13 protein-coding genes are annotated in these 15,120 nt (G+C 75.2%); all 13 read left to right on the top strand.

Features of this window, described 5'->3' with window-relative positions; genetic code table 11:
* Positions 1 to 306 precede the first annotated feature (306 nt).
* The 13 genes from VF746_30615 (at position 307) to VF746_30675 (ending at position 14,559) form a co-directional block, all read left to right on the top strand.
* A complete protein-coding gene (locus VF746_30615) occupies positions 307 to 2,370 on the top strand; it encodes a YncE family protein (GenBank protein ID HEX8696811.1) in 2,064 nt (687 codons plus the stop codon).
* Positions 2,367 to 3,854, top strand: coding sequence for a GspE/PulE family protein (locus VF746_30620; protein HEX8696812.1), 1,488 nt, complete (start codon positions 2,367 to 2,369; stop codon positions 3,852 to 3,854). Before VF746_30615 ends, VF746_30620 begins: the two co-directional genes overlap by 4 nt.
* A gap of 564 nt (positions 3,855 to 4,418) precedes the next feature.
* Entirely contained in the window at positions 4,419 to 4,862 is a 444-nt protein-coding gene (gene gspG, locus VF746_30625; GenBank protein ID HEX8696813.1) for a type II secretion system major pseudopilin GspG, read from the top strand.
* Between the two features lie 5 nt (positions 4,863 to 4,867).
* Positions 4,868 to 6,076 carry a type II secretion system F family protein gene (locus VF746_30630; protein ID HEX8696814.1) on the top strand — a complete coding sequence of 403 codons (1,209 nt, stop codon included), beginning with the start codon at positions 4,868 to 4,870 and terminating at the stop codon, positions 6,074 to 6,076.
* 127 nt (positions 6,077 to 6,203) lie between these two features.
* On the top strand, positions 6,204 to 7,721 hold the full coding sequence (locus VF746_30635) for a PilN domain-containing protein (GenBank protein HEX8696815.1): 1,518 nt from the start codon (positions 6,204 to 6,206) through the stop codon (positions 7,719 to 7,721).
* Positions 7,718 to 8,425 (top strand): type II secretion system protein GspM, encoded by a 708-nt coding sequence (gene gspM / locus VF746_30640; protein ID HEX8696816.1) that lies wholly within the window; start codon positions 7,718 to 7,720, stop codon positions 8,423 to 8,425. The genes VF746_30635 and gspM overlap by 4 nt, the downstream gene beginning before the upstream one ends.
* Entirely contained in the window at positions 8,422 to 8,946 is a 525-nt protein-coding gene (locus VF746_30645; GenBank protein HEX8696817.1) for a hypothetical protein, read from the top strand. The genes gspM and VF746_30645 overlap by 4 nt, the downstream gene beginning before the upstream one ends.
* Complete coding sequence (locus tag VF746_30650; protein HEX8696818.1) at positions 8,943 to 10,736, top strand: secretin N-terminal domain-containing protein; 1,794 nt, start codon at positions 8,943 to 8,945, stop codon at positions 10,734 to 10,736. The genes VF746_30645 and VF746_30650 overlap by 4 nt, the downstream gene beginning before the upstream one ends.
* 233 nt (positions 10,737 to 10,969) lie before the next feature.
* A complete protein-coding gene (locus tag VF746_30655; protein ID HEX8696819.1) occupies positions 10,970 to 11,461 on the top strand; it encodes a type II secretion system protein in 492 nt (163 codons plus the stop codon).
* The gene (locus VF746_30660; protein HEX8696820.1) at positions 11,406 to 11,846 is read left to right on the top strand and encodes a type II secretion system protein; all 441 of its coding nucleotides are present in this window, start codon (positions 11,406 to 11,408) and stop codon (positions 11,844 to 11,846) included. The genes VF746_30655 and VF746_30660 overlap by 56 nt, the downstream gene beginning before the upstream one ends.
* Before the next feature lie 65 nt (positions 11,847 to 11,911).
* The gene (locus VF746_30665; protein HEX8696821.1) at positions 11,912 to 12,625 is read left to right on the top strand and encodes a prepilin-type N-terminal cleavage/methylation domain-containing protein; all 714 of its coding nucleotides are present in this window, start codon (positions 11,912 to 11,914) and stop codon (positions 12,623 to 12,625) included.
* Entirely contained in the window at positions 12,552 to 13,466 is a 915-nt protein-coding gene (locus VF746_30670; protein ID HEX8696822.1) for a type II secretion system protein GspK, read from the top strand. The genes VF746_30665 and VF746_30670 overlap by 74 nt, the downstream gene beginning before the upstream one ends.
* A 49-nt stretch (positions 13,467 to 13,515) precedes the next feature.
* Positions 13,516 to 14,559 (top strand): sigma-54 dependent transcriptional regulator, encoded by a 1,044-nt coding sequence (locus tag VF746_30675; protein ID HEX8696823.1) that lies wholly within the window; start codon positions 13,516 to 13,518, stop codon positions 14,557 to 14,559.
* Positions 14,560 to 15,120: the final 561 nt, after the last annotated feature.

Below are 15,120 nucleotides of genomic sequence, written 5' to 3' on the forward strand. Positions count from 1 at the left end.
ACAAAGTGGTGCGGCGTCGGCAGATGCGGGGCACTGGCGCGAATGCGCCTTTTGCTCTACTTTCTACTGTCAGGAATCACTCCACACTTTCGACCGGTACGGTGTACCGGGCCGAGGGCACGGCCGCCGGGGGCGGGGCGCCGATGGCCGGACGCCGGGGGTCCTGATGAGTTCCTAAGGCGCCACTGGGCATACCAGCGGTGCCGTGCCCGCGTCGCTCCCCACCCGGGGCGGCGGGCGTTCGTCGTCTCTTCCTGCAACCGGGCGCCGCTCGCGCCCGGCAAGCGGTCCCCAGGAGGTGAAGCCGTGATCCGCGTCCACCCGTCCGTTCGCGCCGCGTCCGTCGCCGCGGCATTCGTGATCGCCCTCCCCGCCCGGGGAGCGGCCCAGCAGCACCAGCACCAGCCCGCGCAGCCGCAGCAGCCGGACCCGCACGCCGCGCACGCCGGCCACCAGGCGGCGCCCGCGCAGCCGGCGGCCGCCGCGCCGGCCCGGCCCGACTCGGGCGTGACCGTGCTGCGCGCCGAGTTCTCGTTCGGGCCCGTGGGCGCCGCCGAGCGGCGGGCCCCGCGCGAGAAGGAGGAGATGGAGGTGCGCCTCCGGCTGACGGACCCGGTCACCGGGCGCCCGGCCACGGGGCTCAACCCCACGGCGTGGATCGACGTGCGCCGCGAGGAGGGCGCCACCACGCTCGAGCAGTGCCGGCAGAAGGTGGCCACCTTCACCGAGGCGGGCCTGCACGTCAAGCACGGGCAGATCTCCATCGCCACCCCGGTGGAGGACCTGAACGGGCACTACGTGCTGGCCATGGCCCGCCAGCCGGCGATCGCCGTGCTGGACCCGGTGAAGGGCTTCGGCCGCACCAAGCTGTTCACGGCCATCCCGCTCCCCAGCCCCGGCGAGGACTGGGCGGCCACCCCCGACGACCGGCGCGTCTTCGTGAGCTCGCCCGACTCGGGCGCGCTCTCCATCGTCGACACGCACTCGTTCCGGGTGACGAAGACGCTGCGCCTGCCGCACCCCACCGTGGTGCGCATCGACCCGGCCGGGCGCTACGTCTGGGTCTCGACCCAGGAGGGCGCCGCGTGGGGGATGGCGGTGGTCGACGCGCTGGCCGGCACCGTGGTGCAGCGGCTCCCGGCCGGCGCCGGGCCGCACGCGCTGGCGTTCAGCGACGACGGGGCGTACGCCTTCGTCGCCAACCGCGCGGCGGGGACGCTCTCGGTGTTCGACGCGCGGAGCCTGCGCCCGATCGGCGAGGCCGAGGTGGGGCAGCAGCCGGTGGACGTGGCCTGGTCGGCCGTGCGCAGCGCCGCCTACGTGGTCAACGAGGGCGACGGCACGGTGGCGGTGGTGGACCCCGCCCGCAAGGCGGTGGTGGAGCGCGTCACCTTCAAGCCGGGGATCCGCTCGCTGCGCTTCGCGCCCGAGCCGATGAACCCGGCCGGGCACGCGGGGCACGACATGGGCCCGGCGCGCGGGGGGCGGCTGGCCTTCGTGCTGAACCCGCGCGAGGGCGTCATGCAGATCCTGGACGTGGTGGACCGGCGCATCGTCCGCACGCTGTCGGGGGCGCCCGAGCCGGACCAGGTGGCCTTCACCGGCTCGTTCGCCTACGTGCGCGCGGCGGGGACGGCCTCGGTGGCGCTAATCCCGCTGGCCAACCCCACGGGGGGCGCGGTGGGGCCGCACGACTACTTCCCCGCCGGGAGCAACGCGCCGGGGGCGATCGCGGGCGACCACCTGGGCGACGTGATCATCTCGCAGCCCGGGATGCACGACGCGATCTACGCGGCCAACCCCAAGGAGCGGATGATCTACTCGTACCACTACATGGAGGGGATGCCCGTGCCGCACGGGGGCCTCACCACGTACTCGTTCGAGCCGCGCGCCATCCGCACCATCAGCCGCCACGTGCGCGAGGTGGAGCCGGGCGTGTACGCGGCCACCCTGCGCATGGACCGCGCGGGCGAGTACGACCTGGTGCTGCGCAACCCCGACCCGTACGTGCTGGGGTGCTACAGCTTCACCGTGCAGCCCGACCCGTCGCTGAACACGGGCCACTCGGTGCGCGTGGAGGCGGTGGCCGAGGGCGGCCGCGCGCTGAAGGTGGGGAGGAACGCGCTGCGCTTCCGGGTGACCGACACCCGCGCCGGCGCGGCGCTGGAGGGGCTCACCGACCTGCGCGTGCAGCTCGCCTCCACCTCGGGGTGGCAGATGCGCGCCGACGCGAAGGCCGTGGGCGGCGGGGTGTACGAGGTGGAGTTCGACATCCCGGAGGCCGGGGTCTACTACGCGGCCTTCGAGATCCCCTCGCACAACCTGGGGCTGCGCGACCACTCGCCGATCTCGTTCCAGGCGCAGCCGTGAGCGAGGGGGGACCGGCGCCGCTCGCCCGGCTGGGCGAGACGCTGACGCAGGAGTACCTGGAGGAGAACCGCCTCCTCCCGCTCGGCCGCGAGGACGGGCGGCTGGTGGTGGCGTGCGCCGGCCGCCCCGACCCGCAGGCGGTGGCGGAGCTGGAGGTGCTCTTCGGGGCGCCGGTGGAGCTGCGCCAGGTCCCCGAGCACGAGCTGCTGGAGGACATCCGGCGGGCGGTGGCGTCGGACTCCACGGCGGCCGGGCTGGTGGCCGACCTCTCCGCCGGCGGGTCGCTGGAGTCCGACGGCGAGGCGGTGGCGCACGACCTGGAGGAGATGGCCAACCAGGCGCCCGTGGTGCGCCTGGTGAACCTCCTGCTGGCTGAGGCCGTGGACTCGGGCGCCAGCGACGTGCACCTGGAGGCGGAGCCGCGCGCCATGCGCGTGCGCTACCGCATCGACGGCGTGCTGCAGCCGGCTCCCTCGCCGCCCCCGCACCTGCGGGCGGCGGTGGTGAGCCGGCTGAAGATCATGGCCGAGCTGGACATCGCGGAGCGGCGCCTCCCGCAGGACGGCCGCGTGCGGCTGCGCACCGGCGAGCGCGAGCTGGACGTGCGCGTGAGCACGCTCCCCACCCTGCACGGCGAGAGCGTCGTGCTGCGCCTGCTCGACATCGAGGGGCAGCGCATCGACGTCGCCGGGCTGGGGATGGGCGACGACACGCTGGCCTCCCTCCTGCGCTTCGCGGAGCGGCCGCACGGCGTGCTGCTCTCGACCGGGCCCACGGGGAGCGGGAAGACGACCACGCTCTACGCGCTCCTGGACCGCATCCGCACGGGGCGCGAGAAGATCGTGTCGGTGGAGGACCCGGTGGAGTACGAGCTGCCGGGGGTGGCGCAGGTGCCGGTGAACGCGCGCGTGGGGCTCACCTTCGCGCGGGCGCTGCGCTCGATCCTGCGGCAGGACCCCGACGTGCTGCTGGTGGGCGAGATGCGCGACCCCGAGACGGCGGAGATCTGCATCCAGGCGGCGCTCACCGGCCACCTGGTGCTCTCGACGCTGCACACCAACGACGCGCCGGGCGCCCTGACGCGGCTCGTCGACCTGAACGTCCCCGACTACCTGGTGGCCAGCACGGTGGAAGCCGTCCTGGCCCAGCGGCTCGTGCGCAAGGTGTGCGCGCAGTGCGCGGAGGCGGAGGCGCCGGAGCCGGCGGTGGCGCGCGAGATGGCGGAGGCCGGCTTCCCGGCGGACCGCGTCCGCCGCGGGCGCGGCTGCTCGGCGTGCCGGGGGACCGGCTACCGCGGCCGCACGGGCCTCTACGAGCTGTTCACGGTGGACGGCCCGATCCGCAGCGAGCTGCTGCGCCGCCCCGACGCCGACGCGCTGCGCCGCGTGGCGCTGGAACGCGGAATGCGCCCCCTGCGCGCGGACGGGTGGCGGCAGGTGGCCGCGGGGGTCACCACGCCGGACGAGGTGTTGAGGGTTGCCTGACAGGCGCGTCCCCACGTTCCCCGGTGACGGGGGGTGGGGAAAGTACGAGGTACGAGGTACGGAACTGCGGGATTCGGCGTGACTGACGGGTGCCGGTGCGAGGCGGGGGGCCCTCACCCGGCGCCGCTACCGCGTCGCCACCCTCTCCCAACTTCGGGAGAGGGTACTCGACGGAGCTGGGTGCGGGAGACGGGGGTGATTCGTAGGGGCGAGGCATGCCTCGCCCGGCGGATGACGGCCCGTGCGCGGGAGGCGGGGAATCCGGCGCTGGCTGTTCCCTGTACCCTGTTCCCTGTCCCCTGCAGTTGCGTGAGGGATGCGCGCCCGAAGGGCCGGGACCGGGCGTGCCGGGGGTTTGGCACGACCGGGCCCGGCGCCGTTGGGCACGGTCGTATCGTGCCCTACGGCGCGCGCAGCCCGGCCCGGAGCGCAGCGGAGGGACACGCCCAAACCCGTAGTGCGAAGTGCGAAGTGCGAAGTGCAAAGTGCGGAGTGCGAAAGACGAGCGGTGCGCGGTTCGAGCGGTTCAGTCGTTTTCAAATAGCAGCAGCGGAGCGTGAGGCCATGCGGAACATGAAGCGGGTCCGGGGGACGGCGGGGTTCACCCTGGTGGAGATCCTGGTGGTGATCATCGTGATCGCCGTGCTGGCCACGCTGGTGGCGCCCAACGTCTTCCAGCACGTGGGACGCGCCAAGGACTCCACCGCGCGCGCCCAGCTCGAGATGCTCTCGGCGGCGATCGACGCGTACCGGCTGGACAACGACCAGTACCCCACCACCGAGCAGGGGCTGGCGGCGCTGCGCACGAAGCCGAATGTCGACCCGCTCCCGCGCGACTGGCGCGGGCCGTACCTCAAGCGCGACGTGCCGCTGGACCCGTGGGGCCGCCCCTACCTCTACCGCGCGCCGGGTACGGCCAACCCCGACGGCTACGACCTGCTGACGCTGGGGCGCGACGGCCGCGAGGGCGGCCAGGGCGAGGACGCCGACATCCTGGGCTGGAAGTAGGCCCCGTGCCCGCCTTCGCCTACCGCGCCGCCACGGCGGCGGGCCGCACCGTCCGCGGGGTCGAGGAGGCCGAGAGCCCGGCCGCGCTGGAGCGCGTGCTGGGCCAGCGCGGCCTCTACCCGCTGGAGGTGGCGCCCGCCACGGCGCGCTCGGCGGGCGAGGAGCGGCGCACCGGCTTCCGCTCGCGCCGCGCCGACGTGGTGGAGGCGATCCGCTACCTGGCCACGCTGATGGACGCGGGGTTCCCGCTGGACCGCGCCCTCACGGCGGTCTCGCGCGTGGTCGCCCGGCGCGACGTGGCGGCAGCGGTGCTGGACGTGCGCGACCGGGTGCGCGGCGGGACGCGGCTGGACGACGCGCTCTCCGCGCACCCGCGCGTCTTCCCCCGCTTCGCGGTGGGGATGGTGCGGGCCGGCGAGCGCGGCGGGCACCTGGCCGACGCGCTGGAGCGGCTCTCGGTGCAGATGGAGCGCGAGCAGGCGCTGCGCGCCCGGCTGATCTCGGCGCTCATCTACCCGGCGGTGATGGTGGCGGTGGGCGCGGGGGCGCTGGTGGTGCTCTTCGTGTTCGTGCTCCCGCGCTTCGTCACCCTGCTGCAGGACACCGGCTCGGCGCTGCCGCGCTCGACGGCGCTGCTGCTGGCCACCGGCCAGTTCGTCTCCGAGTGGTGGTGGGCGCTCCTCCTGGCGCCCGTCGTCCTGGCGATGCTGGTCTCCGCCGCGCGCGCCACCGACGAGGGGCGGGCGTCGGTCGACCGGGTGCTGCTCAGGCTCCCGATCGTGGGGCCGATGCGGGGCCGGCTGGCGTCGGCGCGGCTGGCCAGGACGCTCTCGACGCTGCTGGCGAGCGGGCTGCCGATCCTCCCGGCGCTGGAGATCGCGGCCGAGTCGCAGGCCGACGCGGCGGTCGCCGAGGAGGTGCTGCGGGCGCGCGAGGAGGTGCGCGCGGGCGACCGGCTGGCGGCGTCGCTCAGGCGCGCGGGGAGCTTCCCCTTCCTGTTCGTGCAGATGGTGGAGGTGGGCGAGGAGGGCGGCCGGCTGGCGGAGATGCTGGAGCGGGCCGCCAGCGCCATGGAGGGCGAGCTGGAGCGCGGGCTGGACCGGCTGATGAGGCTGGTGGAGCCGGCGATGATCGTGGTGTTCGGCGGGCTGATCGGCTTCGTGGCGCTCTCGCTGCTGCAGGCGATCTACGGCATCCAGCCGGACCGGTTTTAGTCCTTAGTGCTTAGTCCTTAGTGCGTTAGTACCGGGTCGCCGCGCAGTTCAGGACTAAGGACTTAAGGACTAAAACACCAAGGACTTGAACGCCGACGTAGGGCGCTTTCGCAGGGATTCGAGGAAGATGCTGCACGCGCTGCAGGGCTCGCGAGACGGGCCGGTCCGGGCCGGGTCTTCCGCCGCGGCGATCGACGCCGCGGGGGTGGACGAGCCGCGCGCGCCCCGCCGCCTGGTGGGCACCCGCCGGGCGCGGCTGGCGCTGGCCGTGGCGCCCGACCACCTGACGGTGGTGCGGCTGGCCCGCGGCTTCCTGGCGCCGCGCCCGGTGGAGGTGCTGCAGTGCACGCTGCCGCCGCCGGGGAAGAACGCCTGGCCGGAGCTGGAGGAGGCGCTGCGCGAGCTGGCGGCCACGCTGCGCGTCTCGGGCGGCTCGGTGGACGTGGCGCTGCTGCGCCGGCTGGGGCACGCCAAGGTGGTGCCCCTGCCGCCGGTGCGCCGCGCGGAGCTCTCGGCCCTGGTGCGCCGCAACGCCCGCCGCCACTTCGCGGTGCGCGACGAGGTGCTGGTGGCCGACGCGGTGCGCGTCCCCGGCCCCCGCTCGGGGACGATGGCGCCCACGCTGGCCGCCTGCGCCCCGGCGGGGCTGGTCGAGGCCGTCACCGCGGCGTGCGCGGCGGCCGGCTTCCGCGTGGGCCGCATCGTCCCCGCGGCGGTGGGGCTGGCCGAGGGCGCGCGCGCGCTGGCCCCGGCGGTGAAGAAGGGCCGCGTGGCCGTCCTGGCCGCGACGGCGGACGGGCTCGACCTGGTGCTGCTGGAGGACGGCTCCGCGCGCCTGGTGCAGCCGATCGCCCCGGGGGCGGACGCCGCCTCCACGGCGGAGCGGGCGACGCAGGCGATGAAGGCCACGGAGGCAGAGGGCGCCGCCCTCGCGGGGGTCCTGGTCGCCGGCTCGGGGCCGGGGGCCGAGGCGCTCCGGACGGCGCTCACGCTGGGCGAGGACTACGGCGGGCGGCTGCTGCGCTCGCGCGAGGCGGAGCGCGTCCCGGCCGAGGCCGTGGTCGCCCTCGGCGCGGCGCGCGCGAGCGGGCGCGCCCCCGTGCTCCTCCCCGACGCGCTGGTGCGCGACCGGGCGCGGCGCGCGCGCCGACGGACGATCGGGCTCGCAGCGGCGGCGGCGGTGCTGCTCTTCGCGGCGGCGTGGCTGCACCTGTGGGGCGTGAAGCGCGAGCTGGAGGCGGTGCAGGCCAGGCGGCGCGAGATCGCCCCGGCGGTCCGGCGGGCGCTGGAGGCGCGCGCCGACGTGGAGGGCGTGCGCTCGCGGCTGACGACGATCGCGAAGCTGGAGGGCGCCTCGCGGGGGTGGACGCGCGAGATCGCGGCGCTGGCCCGCGCGCTCCCCGACTCGTCGTACCTGCGCACGCTGGCGGCGGACTCCACGGGCTTCCGGCTGGCGGGGATCGCCCGCTCGGCGTCGGCGGTGGTCCCCGCGCTGGAGGCGTCGCCGGTGTTCGAGCGCGTCTCGCTCGCCTCGCCGGTGCGCTGGGAGCAGGGCGACGCGGGCGAGCGCTTCGACGTGGCCGCCGCGCTGCAGTCGGCCCGGGCGGGGCGCTCCGCGCGGCCCGCGGGCGGGAGGCGGCCGTGAAGCGCCCCAACCTGTCGCCGCGCGACCGGCGCGCGCTGCTGCTGGGCGGCGCGCTCCTCGTCCCCGCCCTCTTCTTCGTGCTGGTGGTCTCGCCGTACCTGGACGCGCTCGGCACGGCGCGGGAGCGGCTGGAGCAGGACCGCGCCGTGCTGCGCCGCGAGCTGGCGCTGCTGTCCGAGGCGGCCGACTACCCGCGCGTCTTCGACGAGGGAGCCGAGCGGCTGCTCACGGCGGCCCCGCGGCTGATGGGCGGCGACGACGACGCGGCCGCGGCCGCCGCGGTGGCGGGGTACGTCCGCCGCCTGGGGCGGATGGCGCCCGCCAACGTGACCCGGGTGGAGCCCGCGCCCAGCCGCGACGCGGGGGGCGGGGTGACCGCGCTCCCGGTGGCGGTCAGCGGCGAGGCCGACCTGGAGGGGCTCCTGACGCTCCTGCACATGCTGGAGACGGGCCCCAAGCTGGTGGACGTGAGCGAGCTGCGCATCGAGTCCTCCGCCGTCCCCGCGGCGGGCGAGGCCGGGGGCCCGGCGTACTCGCCCACGCCGTTCTACACGCCCGGCGGAGCCGGCGTGCAGCCCGAGGTGCTCACCTTCCGCTTCACCGCCACCGGCTTCACGCTGGCGCAGCCGGCCCGGCGCGGGGCGGAGGGAGGCGAGGACCAGGACCCGGAGACGGAGACGGAGACGGAGGAGGACGCGGGATGAGCATCGCCGCGGGGTGGACCCCCGCCAACCGCATCGCCCTGGGGGCGCTGGCCGGCGCCGCCCTCCTGCTGGTCTCGGCGTACGCCGGGGCGCGGCGGGTGGAGCCGCTCCCGCCGCGCCCCGCCGCCCGCCGCGCCGCGCCGATGCCCGAGGTGCGCCCGCGCGCGGCCGCCGGCTCCGACGCGGCGATCCTGGCGGCGGTGGCGAAGGACCCCTTCCGCCCCGAGCGCAGCCGCCCCGCCGGGCGCTACCGGATGCCGGGCGAGGCGGTGCCTCCCCCGATGGCGGCCGCCCCCGTGGCCCCGCCGGCGCCGGTGTGGAACCTCCGCCTGCTGGGCACGGTGGCGCTCCCCAGCGGCGGCATCGCGGCCATCGCCGGGCAGACCGGCGAGAGCCGCGTGGTGCGGGTGGGGCAGGAGATCGACGGATTCAAGCTCGTCCGGGTGACGCCGGGGAAGGCGCGGCTGGAGGGCAACGACACCACGCTGACCCTGGAAATGCAGCCGGGAGGAACCCCGTGACGCGCACCCTGTCCCTGCTCGCCGCCCTGCTCCTCGCCTCGGCCGCGCCGCTCGCCGCGCAGCAGGGGGTGACGCGCACCGACGGCGGGATCATGATCGACTTCCAGGGGACGGACCTGCGCCTGGCGGTCCCCGCGCTGGCCGAGGCCGCGGGGCTCAACATCGTCTACGGCGAGCTCCCCCAGCGCCCGGTGGTGCTGCGCACGCCGAACCCGATCTCGCCGGCGCAGGTGCGCCAGTACCTGGAGAGCATCCTCAAGGCCAACAACCTGGAGCTGGTCGACGAGGGCGGCGGGATCATGCGCGTCCGCGGCACCGGCGACCCGGCGGGAGGCGTGGTCCCCGGGGCCCAGCCGCAGGCCGCGCCGCAGCAGGGCGGGCCGCTGCAGCTCTTCGTCTACAACCTGCGCCACGCGCCGGCCGAGGACATGGCCCGCAGCATCGGCGCGCTCTTCGGCCTCTCGGGCGCCGCGGGGCCCAGCGACCGGGCGCGCTCGCTCACCGAGGAGCTGCGCGGCGACGCCATCCCGCCCGGGGCGCAGCCACAGGCGCCCCGGCTGCAGGCGCAGGGGATCGCGGCGGGCTTGCGCGGCGAGGTGCAGATCTTCGCCGACCAGCGCACCAACTCGCTCCTGGTCCGCGCCAGCCCGGCCGACTACGCCACCATCCAGCAGGCGATCCAGCAGCTGGACCGGCGCCCGCTGCAGGTGCTGATCGAGGTGCTGATCGCCGAGGTGCGCCGCAACCGGCAGTTCAACGTGGGGATCGCCTTCGACGTCCCCGACCAGGAGGTGCGCACCGGGAGCGACACCCGGGTGGGCGGCACGCTGGCCGGCGCCACCGACGGCGACGTGGTGATCCGCATCTCCCGGCTGGGGGGCGTGGACGCGAGCCTCACGCTCTCGGCGCTGGCCTCGTCGGGGAACGTGAACATCCTCTCGCGCCCGGTGATCATGGCGCAGAACAACGAGGAGGCGCGCATCCTGGTGGGCGACCAGCGGCCCTTCATCCAGATCTCGCGCGCGCTGCCCACCGACAACGCGGCGCGCGACCAGGTGATCCAGTACCGCGACGTGGGGACGCAGCTCACCATCCGCCCGACGATCAACCCCGACGGCTACGTGACGCTCACCGTGCTGCAGGAGGTGAGCACGGCCACCAACCAGACGCAGTTCGGAGCGCCGATCATCAGCACGCGCGAGGCGGAGACGCGGCTGCTGGTGAAGGACGGGCAGACGATCGTGATCGGCGGGCTGATCGACCAGCAGCGCTCGGTGACCAACTCGGGGATCCCGTTCCTGAAGGACATTCCGATCCTGGGGAACCTGTTCCGCTCGACGAACCGGACGAACGACATCACCGAGCTGTTCCTGTTCCTGACGCCGCACGTGCTGGCCACCGACGAGGACGTGAGCGAGGCCACGCGCCGGGTGCGCGAGGACGCGCCGCGGCTGGACCGGGTGCTCCCCGACTCGATCCCGCTGTACTGGGAGCTCTCCACCGACACGCTCTTCGTCCCCACCGGCCCGCAGCGCGGCCGGCCGCAGCCGCAGCGCCCGCAGCCGCAGCGTCCGCAGCCGCAGCGTCCGGCCCCTGCTCCGGCGCCCGCTCCGCCCCCGGCGCCCGCCCCGGCCCCGGCGCCGCCGCCCCCGTCGGCGGCGCCGCAGCAGCCGCAGCAGCAGGGCACGCCTCCGGCTCCGGGGACGGGCCCGACGGCGCTGCTGCCGGCGACGACGATCGGCGGGGAGCGGCGGCGGGGACGCAGAGCCGCCGGAGGATCGCGGAGATGAGGAGCACAGCCGTGGACGCAGGGGCGAGGCAGGCCTCGACCGGCGGAAGGCGGCCCCGCAACGGGACGCGGCGGGAGGGCACGAGCGTGAGGGATGCGCGCCCGGAGGGCCGGGACACGGGCGCGCCGGGGGTTTGGCGCGGCCGGGGCCCGGCGCCGTTGGGCAGCGTCGTTTGCTGCCCTACGGCGCGCGCAGCCCGGCCCCGCGCAGCGGGGACACGCCCAGACGAGCCGTTGCAGCTCGCGGTGCGCGGCTCGCGGTACCCGGGACGAACGACCGCCGCCGGCTTCACGCTGGTCGAGGTCCTGGTCGTGATCATCATGCTGGGGATCGCGGCCGCGGTGGCGCTCCCCGCCTTCCGCCCGCCGGCGGAGCGGAGCGCCGGGGCCGCGGCCAGCGCGCTGCGCGGCGTCTACGCCCACGCGCGGGAGCTGTCGGCCCGGCGCGGGACGCCCGTCGTGATCACGCTCGACGTCGCCACGGGGCAGTGGACCTCGGTCACCGAGCCCGAGGACGGCAGCGCGGCCGAGACGCTGGAGACGGGGACGCTCCCGCTCCCGGCGGAGGGGCGGATCACCGGCGGGACGGACGGGGTCGCGCGGGCGCGGTTCCACCCGCTGGGGAGGGCGCGGGCGGACCGGGTGGAGATCGCCGAAGGGGAGGTGCGCCATGCGGTCACGGTCGACGGCTGGACCGGCGCGGCGCGGCAGGCCGCCGCTCGATAGCCGGGGCTTCACGCTCCTGGAGGCGCTGGTCGCCCTGGTGATCCTGGGCCTCGCGCTCGTCCCCCTGCTCTCGTCCATCCGCGCGGGGACGAACGAGCAGGGGCGGCTACAGGCGCACCTGGAAGCGGTGTCGCTGGCCGAGGAGCGCATGTCCGAGCTCACCCTCCTCTCCGTCGACTCGATCGCCGAGTACCTGCGCCCGCGCGAGGGGGTCTTCCCCGCGCCGTTCGAGCGCTACCGCTGGCGGACGCTGCTGCGCATCGAGGAGGGCTCGCCCGCGCTGGTCCAGGCCGCCGTGCTGGTGCGCTGGCCCGGGGGCGAGTACTCGCTGGAGACGGTGTTCCACCGGGTGGAGATGCTCCCCGAGTTCGCGCCTGCCCGATGAGCGGGAGTGCGAAAGTGCGAAAGTGCGAGAGTGCGAAAGTGCTCCGGCTTCGCCGGCATCGACCGATGCACAGCGCCGGGTTCACGCTGGTCGAGGTGCTGGTGGCGATGGTGGTCACCGGGATCGTGATCGGGGCGGCGTACGGGGTGCTCAGGACGGCGGCCGACGCGCGCACGCGGGTGGAGCGCGAGCGGCAGGAGGCGCTCCCCGGGCCCGCCGCGCGCGCGGTGCTCGACGGGTGGCTGCGCGCCGCGGCCATGGTCGAGGGGGGCGGGCCCTTCGTGGGGCGCGACCTCCGCGACGGGCCGCTGGAGGTGGACGCGCTCTCCTTCGCGGTGGAGGACGGCGGCGCGCTCTACCCCGGCCCCCGGCGCATCCGCCTGTGGGTGGAGCGCGGGCTGTACGCCGCGCGCCCCGGGCTCCTGGCCGAGGTGGCGCCGCTCCGGCCCGGCGAGCCCGCCGAGACGCTCTCGGTGGCCCCCGCGGCCGCCGGGCTCTCGGTGCGCTACCGCACCATCGTGCAGGGCTACGAGCGCTGGATCGAGGCGTGGGCCTCGGACTCGGTGCTCCCCGAGGCGGTGGAGCTGCGCGTGCTCCCCCCGCCCCTCCTGGCGGCCGACCCCGGAGCGGGGGGGCTGCCCGGCGTGCTGCGGCTGCCGCTGGTGGCGCCGCTCCGGTCCAACCCCGACGCGAGCGTGAGGAGGCATGTCCAACCGGCGGGGCTTCGCCCTGGTGGCGGTGCTGTGGGCGCTGGTGCTGACGGCCGCCCTGGCGGCTGAGCTGCACACCGGCGTCCGCGCCGACCAGCGAGTGACGGCCAACGCCCGCGCCTCGGCCCGGGCGCGCTGGGCCGCGCGCGCCGGCTTCGCGCGCATGTCCGAGGCGCTGCGCTCGAAGCTCGCCGTCTCGGCCGCCACCGGCGCGCTGGTGCTGCGCGACACGCTGGTGGTCCCCGCCCAGGAGTTCGAGGTGGACCGCGTGCACGTGCGGGCCACCGTGGTGGACGCGCGCAGCAAGCTGAGCCTCAACACCGCCACGCCCGACGAGCTGCGCGCGCTCTTCGCGGCGGTGGGCTACGGCCCCGAGGACGCCGCCCGGCTGGCGCTGGCGGTGGACCGCTGGCGCTCGGAGCACCTGCCGGCCTTCGAGAACGCCCCGGCCGACTCGCTACGCGAGCGCTTCCGCCCCCCGCGCGGCGCCTTCGCCTCGGTCGAGGAGCTGCAGGGGGTGCCGGGCGTCTCCCGCGCCGCGTACGCCTCGGCCTCGCCGCACCTCACCGTGTCGAGCGACGGGCGGATCAACCTGAACACCGCGCCCGTCCCCGTGCTGCTCACCCTGCCGGGGATCGAAGACGAGGGGGCGCGGGCGCTGGTGGAGCGGCGGCGGGAGAGCCCGTTCCTCTCCCCGTACGAGGTGCTCGGCGCGCTCCCGCGGTTCCGGCGCGAGGAGGCGCAGGCGCGGCTCCCCGAGCTGATCGCGCGCACGGCGTTCGTGCCGCGCGAGGCCGAGGTGCGGGTCACGGCGCGCCAGCCCGGGACGGCCGTGGGGTCGACGATCCGGGCGGTGGCGGTGATGCCGGGCGGGCCGCGGGTGCCGATCCTGGGGGTGGTGGAGCGGTAGCGGCGCCCGCCGCGGAGCGCGGCGGGAAACTCATCACGGACGAGGACGCATGCGGGAGCCGATCCGACAGGCGACGATTCCGTTCCGGCAGCCGGCCGTGGTGCCGGCGCGGGGGCTGGCGCCCGTTCCGGTGCGCAACGGCGACGGGGGCAGCCACATCATCGGCCAGAGCCCGCGCATGCAGGCCGCGGTGGCGGTGGCGCGCAAGGTGGCCGACAGCACCGCCACCGTGCTCGTCCACGGCGAGAGCGGCACGGGGAAGGAGCTCCTGGCCCGCATCATCCACGAGCACAGCGCGCGCGCCCGCGGCCCCTTCGTGGCCGTCAACTGCGCCGCCATCCCCGAGACGCTGCTCGAGTCGGAGCTCTTCGGCCACGAGAAAGGCGCCTTCACCGGCGCCTCCGCGCGCCGGGCGGGGCGCTTCGAACGGGCCAGCGGAGGCACGCTTTTCCTGGACGAAGTGGGCGACATGAGCCCGGGGATGCAGGCCAAGATCCTGCGCGTGCTCCAGGAGGAGGAGATCGAGCGCGTGGGCGGCGAGCGGCCGATCCACGTGGACGTGCGGGTCGTGGCCGCCACCAACCGCGACCTGGCCGAGGAGGTGGCGGCGGGCCGCTTCCGCGACGACCTGTACTACCGCCTGGCCGTCGTCGTGCTGGAGCTGCCCCCCTTGCGCGAGCGCGGCGACGACGTGGAGCTGCTGGCGCGGCACTACGTGGAGCACTTCGCGCGCAAGCACGGCCGTCCCGTGCACGAGATCTCGGACGGGGCGATGAACCTGCTGCGCAGCCACAGCTGGCCGGGGAACATCCGCCAGCTGCGCAACGTGATCGAGCGGGCGCTGCTGGTGGCCGAGGGCGGCGTGCTCCTCCCCGAGAACCTGCCCCCCGAGGTGCGCCTGGGAGAGGGGTCGCCGCGCGAGCGGGGGAAGGAGGACGGCGAGTTCCTGCCGCTCAGGGAGATGGAGATCCGCCACATCCGCCGCGCGCTGGCGCTCACCGGCGGCAACCTGGGCCACACCGCCGAGATCCTGGGGATCCACCGCAACACGCTCCGGCAGAAGCTCAGGAAGCTGCACGAGGACGAGGATTAGTACGGAAGTACGGAAGTACGAGAGTACGGAAGTACGAGGTACGAGGTACGGAGTACGAGGTAGATTCGGCGAGCGGGGGCGTCTCGGGTGAGGCGCCCCGCTCTGTTGCGACCGACTGTGCATCTCATACCAAGTTGCCGAGCATAGTTCTGGTTCCAAACAGATTGGAATCACACAGAGGACACAGAGAACACAGAGGGAACTGAAGACGCGATTGAAGTTCTCTCTGTGTCCTCTGTGTCCTCCGTGAGAGGCTTTTCAGAAGCTGTACCTGAACGATGCTCTGCAAGGTGGTATCATGCCACACGCGAAGTCATCCTGAGGGAGCGTCCGCGCGTAATTCGTTCCTGCGCCAATGGTTGGACGCGACCGAAGGATCTACTCCGCGTGTCTGGTGGCCAGATGCAGTGCGCAGGAGCCGGCCTCGCTCCGGGGTGAGTAGATCCTTCGGTCGCCGCCAGGCATTGGTGCGGAGGATGGTTCTGCTCGGCGGCTCCCTGAATAGAAACTACGGAGCCGGGGTCGCGCTCTTCAGGCGGCCTTCCGCAGTTCCACCTTGTA

It is taken from the genome of Longimicrobium sp., from assembly GCA_036389795.1.
Lineage (GTDB): Bacteria > Gemmatimonadota > Gemmatimonadetes > Longimicrobiales > Longimicrobiaceae > Longimicrobium.

Coding starts and splice junctions, on each gene's coding strand:
- gspG (HEX8696813.1), top strand. CDS start 4,419: ATGCGGAACATGAAGCGGGTCCGGGGGACGGCGGGGTTCACCCTGGTG.
- VF746_30635 (HEX8696815.1), top strand. CDS start 6,204: ATGCTGCACGCGCTGCAGGGCTCGCGAGACGGGCCGGTCCGGGCCGGG.
- VF746_30645 (HEX8696817.1), top strand. CDS start 8,422: ATGAGCATCGCCGCGGGGTGGACCCCCGCCAACCGCATCGCCCTGGGG.
- VF746_30660 (HEX8696820.1), top strand. CDS start 11,406: ATGCGGTCACGGTCGACGGCTGGACCGGCGCGGCGCGGCAGGCCGCCG.
- VF746_30665 (HEX8696821.1), top strand. CDS start 11,912: ATGCACAGCGCCGGGTTCACGCTGGTCGAGGTGCTGGTGGCGATGGTG.
- VF746_30670 (HEX8696822.1), top strand. CDS start 12,552: ATGTCCAACCGGCGGGGCTTCGCCCTGGTGGCGGTGCTGTGGGCGCTG.
- VF746_30675 (HEX8696823.1), top strand. CDS start 13,516: ATGCGGGAGCCGATCCGACAGGCGACGATTCCGTTCCGGCAGCCGGCC.